Origin of the sequence: Streptomyces lacaronensis (genome assembly GCF_047337785.1) — a bacterium.
GTDB classification, from domain to species: Bacteria; Actinomycetota; Actinomycetes; order Streptomycetales; family Streptomycetaceae; genus Streptomyces; species Streptomyces lycopersici.
Window position 1 is genome coordinate 353124 of sequence record NZ_JBLHDK010000003.1, and the last position, 8461, is coordinate 361584.

An 8461-nucleotide genomic window follows, 5' to 3' on the forward strand; every position below is an offset into this window, starting at 1 on the left:
TCTCGCCGAGGCGGGAACGGGCGACGGGAAAGGCGATACAGCCATGAAACGAAACGGACGACTGTCCGTGGCCGTGCTGGGTGCCGGGCTCATCGGGATCGACCTGGCGGCGAAGGTGGCGCGCTCGCGCGCACTGGACTGCCGGCTCGTCGTGGCGCGTGCCGCGGACACCCCGGGCCTGCGGCAGGCGAGGGCGATGGGCCTGCCCACGGCGACCGACGGCATCGGCTCGCTGCTGGCGGCCGACGAACCCTTCGACGTGGTGTTCGACGCGACCAACGCCATGGCGCACGCCGAACACGCCGCGCTGCTCGGCCCGTTCGGCACGACGCTCATCGACCTGACGCCCAGCCAGGTCGGGCACATGGTGGTGCCGACGGTGAACGGCGCCGAGGCGGTCGGGCACCGGGACATCAACATGGTCAGCTGCGGCGGCCAGGCGTCGATCCCGCTGCTGCACGGCATCACCCGCCGGCACCGGGTGGACCACGTGGAGGTCGTGACCACCGCGGCGAGCCGGAGCGTGGGCCGGGGCACCCGGCTCAACCTCGACGAGTACGTGGAGACCACGCAGGACGCCGTCCGTGACTTCACCGGTGTGAAGGACGTCAAGGCGATCCTCAACATCAGTCCCGCCCGGCCCCCCGCGACGTTCCGGGTCGCCATGTCGATGGTGGGCCAGGACCTCAACCCCGAGTCGGTGCGCGCCGTCGCCGAGGAGGCGGCCGGCCGAGTACGGGCGTACGCCGCCGGGTTCGAGGTCACGGCGTGCGTCGCGGAGGGCGAACGGGCCTTCGTCGCCGTCGAGGTCGCCGCCTGCGGCGACCGCATTCCGCGCTACGGGGGCAACCTCGACCTCATCAACTCCGCCGCGCTCCAGGTCGCGGAGGTGATCGCGGACGCCCCCGGGCCCAGCCCGGCCGCCGCGCCGCCCCCGGAGCCGGGCCATACCACCCTCGCCGTTCCCACCGGCGGTACGGAGACGTCATGAGCCAGCAGACCACCGGCACGGGCGACGCCACCCGCGGGCACGTCCTCGTGCACGACCCGACCCTGCGCGACGGCCACCACGCCGTACGCCACCAGCTCACCACGGCACAGTTGCGCGGATACGCCGAAGCGGCCGACGCGGCGGGCGTACCGGTGGTCGAGGTCGGGCACGGCAACGGCCTGGGCGCCTCGTCCCTGCAAGCGGGCCGGGCACGGCTGAGCGACGATGAGATGCTGTCGGTGGTCCGCGAGGCCCTCTCCAGCAGCCGGATGGGCGTGTTCATGCTGCCCGGCTGGGGCACCATGCGCGACCTGCGGCGCGCGATAGCGCACGGCGCGGATGTGGTGCGCATCGGCACCCACTGCACCGAGGCCGACCTCGCCGAGCGCCACCTCGGCCTGCTGCGCGAGGCGGGCGTCGAGGCGCACGGCGTGCTGCTGATGAGCCATATGGCCTCGCCCGCGCAACTGGCCGACCAGTGCGCCCGGCTGGTGGGATACGGCGCGCAGGGCGTCGGCATCCTGGACTCCGCGGGCCACTACCTCCCGGCGGACGTGAGCGCCCGGATCGCGGCGATGCGGGCCGCGGTGGACGTACCGGTGATGTTCCACGGCCACAACAACCTGGGTATGGCGGTCGCCAACTCGGTGGCCGCGGCCGAGGCGGGCGCGGGCATCCTGGACGCCTGCGCCCGCGGCTTCGGCGCCGGGGCCGGCAACACCCAGCTGGAGGTGCTGGTCCCGGTCCTGGAACGGATGGGCTGGCGTACCGGCGTCGACGTCTACCGGCTGCTCGACGCGGCGGACATCGCGGAGCGCGAGCTGATGCCGAAGCCGCCGACCATCGACTCGGTGGGCGTCGTCAGCGGCCTGGCCGGGGTGTTCTCCGGCTTCAAGAACCGGGTCCTCGACGTCTCCGGGGGGCAGGGCGTCGATCCGCGCGACGTGTTCTTCGAACTCGGCCGGCGGCAAGCCGTGGCCGGCCAGGAGGACCTGATCGTGGACGTCGCCTTCGCCCTGAAGGAGAGGTCCGCCGGAGCGGGACGGGAAAGAGGATCACAGGTGTACGAGGAACTCAAGGGCATCCTGGTCGACGACCTTCAGATGCGGGCCGAGGACGTCGCTCCGACGGCCGGCCGGGAACAGGTCGGCCTGGACTCGCTCGCGGCGGTGGAGCTGGCGACGCTGCTCAGCGACCGGTACGGCGTGGAGATCCACGACTACGAGCTGCTGGAGGCCGACACCGTCGCGGACATCGCCGACCTGGTGGCCGAGCGGCGCGCGGTCGCCCCGGGCGCCACGCCCGCCGCCCCGGCTCCGGGAGCCTCATGAGGCTGCCCCGGCCCCGCCGCACCGCCGAGGCGGTGACCGGGGCATGAGCGAGCTGACACATCAGGCCGTGCCGGGGCAGCGGATCCATCGGCCCGACGCGAGTTCGCTGCGCCGCGAGGTCCTCGTCTCGCCCGGCATGTGCGGCGCCGGTTCGCTGGTGTTCGGACAGATCGGCGACTGGACCTGGGAGGCGGTCGCCGCGGCCTGCGGCACGAACGTGCACGCCGCGCGCACCGCCGACGGCCGTCCCGCCTATCTGTCGTTCTACTACTACCGGGTGCGCGGCGGCCAGACCCTGCACCCGCACGGCCTCACCTTCGGCGACGAACTGCGGGTCGACTCCCGCGTGTTCCAGTACGGCGGTCAGTCCGCCGTCACGCTGCACCGGCTGGCCCCGGCCGGACTCGACCTGCCCGACGGGCCGCTGGACCCCGCGGAGGTGTACGAGCGGCCTCATCCGGACTGCCTCTACGCGGAGAACTTCAACCGCTGGATCGCCCGCTCCCGCCCCGGCAGCAACGAGAGCCTCGCGCGGACGGCCCCGCCAGGCTTCGCCCACCGGCATCTGCCCCGGCTGCCGAACGCCCACTCACCGCGCTCCCCCGTCGGCCGGGCCCGGGAGGCCGGCACCTTCCATCCCGTTCCCCCGCCCGGCTTCGCTCCGGCGGGCCCCGGCTTCGGCTGCGGGTACGAACTCGACACCGTCCGGGACCTGAACGGCGCGGGCCTGGTGTACTTCGCCGCCTACTTCGCCATCTTCGACACCGCCCTGTTGCGGTCGTGGCGCTCGCTGGGCCGGTCCGACGAGCAGTTCCTCCGGCGTCGCGTGGTGGACGAGCGGATCGGCTTCTTCGGCAACGCGGACCCCGGTTCCGTCCTCCGGATCGAGGTGCGGCGCTGGCGCGGCGCCGGGTCCGAGCGGCCCGGCGCGGAGATCGCCGACATGGCACTGCGGGACGCGGCCTCCAGGCGGCTGCTGGCGGTGGCGTCCATCGAGACCGGCCCGGACGGCGACGCCGCGGCGGAGGGCGGACGATGACCGACGCCCCTTCGAACCGGCCGGTTTCCAGGCCGGCCGGCGGGGTGGGCCCGGCGAGGCATCGCGTACGGGCCCGTTCTTCGGCGATCCCCGGTGCGCGCCCGGCGTGTGCCCACGCCGGCCCGGCGGGAACGGGGACGGTCAGGCGAGGTAGTCCTCGGCCCCGCCGGTGCGCACGGTGTCCAGGGTGAAGCAGTGGAAACCGCCGCCGAAGATCCGACGGTGCCGGTGCCGGACCGGGACGGCGTCGAAGCCGTGCTGCTCCAGGGTGGCGATGAGGGTCTTGCAGGCGTCGTTGACCAGGACGGTGTGCTCGTCCACGGAGAGCACGTTCAGGTCGATGTACGGGCTGGCCGGGATCGGGTCGCCGTTCTCGTACTGCGGATAGTCGTCGATGCCGGGCGGCGGGGGCACGATGGTGTCCCAGCCGCGCAGGCCCTTCGGCAGGTAGTCGACGACGCCCGGGTCACGCAGCAGCAGGGTGCCGGGACGCAGCGGGACGACGACGCTGTCGATGTGGCTCTGGGTGAGCCGGTCCATGCGGTGCACACGGAACCGCCCGTCGAGGTGGCGTTCCAGCCAGTCGTGGGCCAGCGCGTGGTTGGCGTTGGATACGTTGACGATCAGGTCGCGGCCCAGGCGCAGGCAGTTGGCACCGTCGATCATGAGTTCCAGGCCGACGTCGTAGGGCGAGTCCCGGGGATCGAGGGGGACTTCGATGTTCGGGGCGGCATGAGCCACGTTGGCCGGGTCGAAGGAGCGGTCGGTCATCATGGGGCGCGGCATGGTCGTCCAGCGGGCGCCCTGACGGAAGTAGTCCTGGAAGACCGGCTTGAGGAACTGCGTCTCGAAGTAGCGGTCGCGCAGCATGGGCGGGGTCTCGATGATCTCGTCGCCGAGGACGAGGGTGTTGTCGCGGACGTTGAGCGGCGGCGTTACGGTGGCTTCGAAGGCAGGGGTGGCGACCCGGGTGAGGCCGGGGCCGGGCTGCCGGGGGCGGTGCACGGTGACCCCGAGCGCGGTCAGCTGGGCGGCGAGGCCCTCGACGTCCTCGACGAGTTCGCCGAGGAACCGCTCCTTCATCGCCAGCCGGTGCGGGGAGTTGCGCTCACGGCGCTCCTCGCTGTCCCGCCAGGTGGAGAGGGAGGGGTAGTAACCGCGGGCGCCGGAGAGGTTGTCGCTGATGAACATGTCGAAGGACATGTCACGGACGCGGTCGCGGTAGCCGTCTGCGGAGCCGAGAACGACCTCCTTCAGCGGAGTGAAGTCATCGTAGCTGTTCAGGCGCATCGGCGGGGGCCTTTCGGGTCGGTGGCCGTCACCAGGTGACGGGCAGGCGGTGGACTCCGTGAACGGTCGTGTCGCGGCGGTCGGGGGCGTCGGGGAACCGTTCGGGGTCACGGTCGGCGGCGGGCGGCGACACGGTGACGGAGTCCCCGGCGCGTGGCAGCCGGCCGCCGGACCCGACGTTCTCGGGCGGCGGCTCGAAGGGCGCGGGCCGCTCGGTGAGGTGGGGTGCCGAGGTGCGGGGTGTTTCGCCCTTCATGCCACCGCCTCCTTCCGGAGAAAGGTCGCGAGCCGCCGGACTCCCGTCTCGATCCGGTCGGGATCCAGATAGCTGCACGACAGCCGGAGTTGCCGGTCGCCGCCACCGGTGAGGGAGAACTGGCTCATCGGCGTCCACAGCACGCCGTACTCGGCGGCGGACACCTCCAGCAGGTTGATGTCGGCGGGGACCGGCAGGTCGACACGGACGAAGAATCCGCCGGCGGGCCGGTGCCAGGCGATGCCGGGCGGCAGGCCGTCGGCGAAGTGCCGGTCCAGGGCGTCGAGCAGGCAGTCGAGGTTGCGCCGGTAGCGCTCCGCCTTGCGGCGGGCGAGCGCGGTCAGGGAGCGCCCGTGGTCCAGCAGCAGGCCGCCGACGACCGCCTGGGCCAGCGGTGCGGTGTTGACGGTGACCATCGTCTTGAGATCGGCCAGCTCCTCGGCCAGCAGCCGCTCCCCGTCCGGGTGCCCGACGCGCTGGTCGGCGACCGCGTAGCCGACGCGGGCACCGGGGAAGCCCACCTTGGCGAAGGTGCCGACGTGGATGACGCGGCGCCGGGTGTCGAGGGCCTTGAGGCCGGGCAGGGTGTCGTCCTCGGGCGCGGTGAAGCCGTACGCGTTGTCCTCGATGAGCAGCAGATCCTCGCGGGCCGCCAGGTCGAGCAGCCGGTGTCGCGGGCCGAGGGGCATGCGAGCGCCGCCGGGGTTGGAGAAGTCGGGGGCGACGTAGCAGGCGCGGACCCGGCGGCCCTCCCGTCGGGCCTCGCCGCACCGGGCGGCGAGGTCGTCGATGTCGAGTCCGGCAGCCCCCTCCCGGATGGGCACCACAGGGATGTCGAGCAGCCGGGCGGCGCCGGTGATGCCGACGTAGCAGGGGTCGACGACTGCGAGGACGTCACCGTCGCCGGGGTGGCGGAACAGGGCGCGGAGCGTCAGCAGCAGCGCCTCCTGGGCACCGACGGTGATGATGATCTCGCGGGGGTCGGCGTGGATGCCCTGGTCACCGCTGAGTGCCTGGGCGACCAGGCCATTGATCAGCCCCTGCGCGGGCCCGTACTCGTAGAGGACGCGCTCCGCGCGGGCCGGGTCCAGGCCACGCTCGGCGACGAGGTGCGCGACAAACCGGTCGGCCAGCACACGGGTGTCCAGGTCCCGCACGAACTCCGGGTGCGGGGCGCCGGGCGCGAAGGAGATGGCGTCGGGGTACCGGCCCATCACCTCGTTGAGGAAACCGATGGAGCCGAGGACCGGGTCCTGGAGCGAACCGTGCAGGTCCCGCACGTACAGGTCAGGCGTGGCGGTCACGACCCGCTCCTCTCCACCGCGCGCCGCCGCTCCCGCTCCCGCCACCTGCGCTCGACCTTGGCCAGGACGTCCGGGGCGTAGGCGCGTTCCGCCTGGGCGACGGCGAACTCGGCGAGGTAGGCGCGGAACAGGTCGAGGGGTTCCTCGGCGACGGTGAGCATGTGCCGGTTGGCGGCGACGGCGGGCGCGGACAGGGTCCGTACGGCCCGGTCGACCGCCTCGTCCACGCCGTGGGCGGGGACGATCTCGTCGCAGACGAGCCGGGCCTCGGGGTCGGTCGCCGCGATGCGCCGCCCGCCGAGCACCACCTGGCGGGCGAGGCGGGCCCCGGTGTGCCGGGTGAGCCGGAGGTTGCCGAGGCCGGGCACGATGCCCTCCTCGGCGGCGGGCAGGCTGACGTAGGCGTTCTGCCCGGCGATGACATGGTCGAGGACGAGGAGGAGCTGCATGCCCCCGCCGATGGCGAAGGTGTCGACGGCGCCGATCCACGGTTTGCTCGTGGCCCGCTCGGTCCACCCGCCGGGCTCCGGATCGGTCAGCAGGCCCCGCAGGATCTTGTGGAGGTAGCCGAGTTCGCGGCCGAGGAGGAACTCGACGAACGGGATCCGCCCGTCGCGCAGGTCGGTGAGGTCGATGCCCGCGCTGAAGACGCGCCGCCCCTGGTACTTGGGATGGTCGACGGTGCCGCCGCGCAGGACGCCGACCGTGACCCCGTCGTCGAGGAGGGCCAGGTCCACGGCCGTGTCGAGATCGCCGATCAGCCGCTCGTCCTCGGCGTTGAGCCGCCCGGTGTTGCGGAACTCCACGTGCGCCGCCGTGCCGCGGCGTGTCACGAGCACCGTGTCCAGCTCGGCCCGGCCGTCGGCGCGGAAGGCGTCGAGGAGAGCGAGGGCACGCGGGGTGGGCCGCAGCATCGTCTCGACGAGGTGCCGGCCGGCGGTGGGCGAGCGCAGCACGGCGCCGCAGAACAGGCCCTGGTCGATCTCGCGGCCTTCCTTGTGTGCCTGGACGAGCGTCCGTTCGGCTGCCATCTGGTCGCGCGTCGGAACCAGTCCGGGGAAGCGGTCGGCCGCCTCGTACACGAGGTCCGGCAGCCGGACGGAGCGGGTCAGCCCGTCGGTGAGCAGCCCGTAGACCGTCTCGGTGTGGCGGGCGAGGAAGGCCCGGCGGGCCCGGCGGGCGGCCGCGTGGACGGCGGCGGCCCGGTTCCGGTCGGCCGGGGTGCGGTCGGGTGCGGGCGGCAGCGCGGCCAGCCGCTCCTCTCCTTCCTGGATGTACGTGGTGAGGAGGACGGTGTCCAGCCCGTGGTCGCCTCCGAGGACGAGGGGGACGGCGGTCATCCGGCGGTCTCCGCTTCCGGCGTGGCCGGCCCGTCGGCGGCCGGCCCCTCCGCGGTGCGCAGCCGCCGCAACTCGCGGTCGCAGGCGGCGAGATGGGCGCCCAGCGCGTCGTCGTACTCGGCGGACGCGGCTTCCTCCAGGAGGCGCCGTCGGATCCGCGTCTCGTGGTCGGACAGCCGGCCGCGCAGCACGGCCGCGGCGTGCACGGCCTCCGTCAGGTCGTCGCTGACCTGGTCGATGATGCCGAGGTCGGTGGCCTCGGCCACCGGGATGTCGGTGCCCCACAGCACGAGGCGGCGGGCCCGGGCGAGGCCGATGTGGTGCACGAGGCGGTAGAGCGACATGCCTGGCCAGAAGTGACCGTCGTTGATCGGCAGCATGAGGGTCAGATCGGGGGTGCCGATACGGAAGTCCGCCGCGAGCAGCAGATCGAGGACCGGCCCACCGCAGGTGCCCTCGGCGACGGCGATGTTGACGGCGTCGAGGCGTTCCAGCCGGCGGACCGCGCGTTCCCATCGGTTGACCTCCTGGATGGAGACCTCGCCGGGCCACTCACGCGGCTGGGCCGGGGCGGGCGGGAACCATAGGACGACAACCGTCCGCGCGCGCAGGTCCTCCACCTCCTCGCACACCGCGTTCACCATCGCGGTCAGCTCGGGTAGCGGACTGCCGCCGTCCAGCCGGGCGGAGACGCCCAGTCCGTCGGGCAGCCCGGTCCGGTCAGGCTTCGTCTTCATGTCGGCAGCGATCCCTTCCGTCACCAGCCCACCAGGGCCGTCGATGGTCGACCCCGGCCCCATGTCCAGCCGCCGGCGGGACGGCTCGATGCCGAGGTCCTTGATGAGCAGTGCCGAGAAGCCCGGTTGGGTGTACATGTGATGCTCCATGAGGGCGTCGTGCACGGCACCAG

The 8461-nt window shown here is 73.1% G+C and carries 8 protein-coding genes and 1 pseudogene; 4 read left to right on the forward strand and 5 right to left on the reverse strand.

Translation table 11 applies throughout. The features are described 5' to 3' along the window. Positions 1 to 43 precede the first annotated feature (43 nt). From ACMTAK_RS02675 to ACMTAK_RS02690, 4 genes and pseudogenes are all read left to right on the forward strand, one after another. Positions 44 to 991 carry an acetylating acetaldehyde dehydrogenase gene (locus tag ACMTAK_RS02675; RefSeq protein ID WP_413804631.1) on the forward strand — a complete coding sequence of 316 codons (948 nt, stop codon included), beginning with the start codon at positions 44 to 46 and terminating at the stop codon, positions 989 to 991. Beyond that, positions 988 to 2019 (forward strand): annotated as a pseudogene (dmpG, locus tag ACMTAK_RS02680) (4-hydroxy-2-oxovalerate aldolase); the annotation flags it as partial. The gene ACMTAK_RS02675 and the pseudogene dmpG, both read left to right, overlap by 4 nt. A 33-nt stretch (positions 2020 to 2052) precedes the next feature. Further along, complete coding sequence (locus ACMTAK_RS02685; RefSeq protein WP_413812779.1) at positions 2053 to 2322, forward strand: acyl carrier protein; 270 nt, start codon at positions 2053 to 2055, stop codon at positions 2320 to 2322. 43 nt (positions 2323 to 2365) lie between these two features. Beyond that, complete coding sequence (locus ACMTAK_RS02690; protein ID WP_413804632.1) at positions 2366 to 3361, forward strand: LnmK family bifunctional acyltransferase/decarboxylase; 996 nt, start codon at positions 2366 to 2368, stop codon at positions 3359 to 3361. 141 nt (positions 3362 to 3502) lie between these two features. On the opposite strand, the gene ACMTAK_RS02695 is transcribed toward ACMTAK_RS02690, so the two are convergent. The 5 genes from ACMTAK_RS02695 to dpgB are packed head-to-tail and all read right to left on the reverse strand — an operon-like array spanning position 3503 to position 8426. Then, positions 3503 to 4651: a glycine amidinotransferase gene (locus ACMTAK_RS02695; protein ID WP_413804633.1), complete on the reverse strand. Its 1149-nt coding sequence runs from the start codon at positions 4649 to 4651 to the stop codon at positions 3503 to 3505. A gap of 28 nt (positions 4652 to 4679) precedes the next feature. Next, complete coding sequence (locus ACMTAK_RS02700) at positions 4680 to 4907, reverse strand: hypothetical protein (protein ID WP_413804634.1); 228 nt, start codon at positions 4905 to 4907, stop codon at positions 4680 to 4682. Then, complete coding sequence (locus ACMTAK_RS02705) at positions 4904 to 6211, reverse strand: aminotransferase-like domain-containing protein (RefSeq protein ID WP_413804635.1); 1308 nt, start codon at positions 6209 to 6211, stop codon at positions 4904 to 4906. Before ACMTAK_RS02705 ends, ACMTAK_RS02700 begins: the two co-directional genes overlap by 4 nt. Beyond that, on the reverse strand, positions 6208 to 7551 hold the full coding sequence (gene dpgC, locus ACMTAK_RS02710) for a (3,5-dihydroxyphenyl)acetyl-CoA 1,2-dioxygenase DpgC (protein WP_413804636.1): 1344 nt from the start codon (positions 7549 to 7551) through the stop codon (positions 6208 to 6210). Before dpgC ends, ACMTAK_RS02705 begins: the two co-directional genes overlap by 4 nt. Then, positions 7548 to 8426 (reverse strand): enoyl-CoA-hydratase DpgB, encoded by an 879-nt coding sequence (gene dpgB, locus ACMTAK_RS02715; protein WP_413804637.1) that lies wholly within the window; start codon positions 8424 to 8426, stop codon positions 7548 to 7550. The genes dpgC and dpgB overlap by 4 nt, the downstream gene beginning before the upstream one ends. Between the last annotated feature and the right edge of the window lie 35 nt (positions 8427 to 8461).